1 protein-coding gene is annotated in these 281 nt (G+C 65.8%); it reads right to left on the bottom strand.

Annotated features, from left to right (window positions below; genetic code table 11):
- On the bottom strand, positions 1-235 hold a 235-nt coding region (locus tag H2O73_RS23920; protein ID WP_497997516.1), incomplete at its 3' end, for an Ntn hydrolase family protein.
- Positions 236-281: the final 46 nt, after the last annotated feature.

The raw sequence follows: 281 nt of genomic DNA, 5'->3' as shown, positions 1-281 counted from the left end.
CTTCGAGCTTGGCTTCCAGCCGTTCCAGCAGGGTGAAGGCATCGGCGGTCGAGCCTGCGAAACCCGCAACGACCTCGTGCCCGCCTGGGGTCAGGCGGCGCACCTTGCGGGCGGTTCCCTTGATGACGGTCTGGCCAAGGCTGACCTGCCCGTCGCCGGCGACCACAACCTTGCCGTTCTTCTTGACGCCGATGATGGTGGTGCCGTGCCAGCCGGGGAAGGATGTCTCAGTCATGGGGCCTCCGTAATCTGGGCCATATATGCGGGTCCGGGCGCGGTTT

Origin of the sequence: Vibrio marinisediminis (genome assembly GCF_014050145.1) — a bacterium.
GTDB classification, from domain to species: Bacteria; Pseudomonadota; Gammaproteobacteria; order Enterobacterales; family Vibrionaceae; genus Vibrio; species Vibrio marinisediminis.
This window is presented reverse-complemented; position numbering and strand designations above follow the sequence as displayed.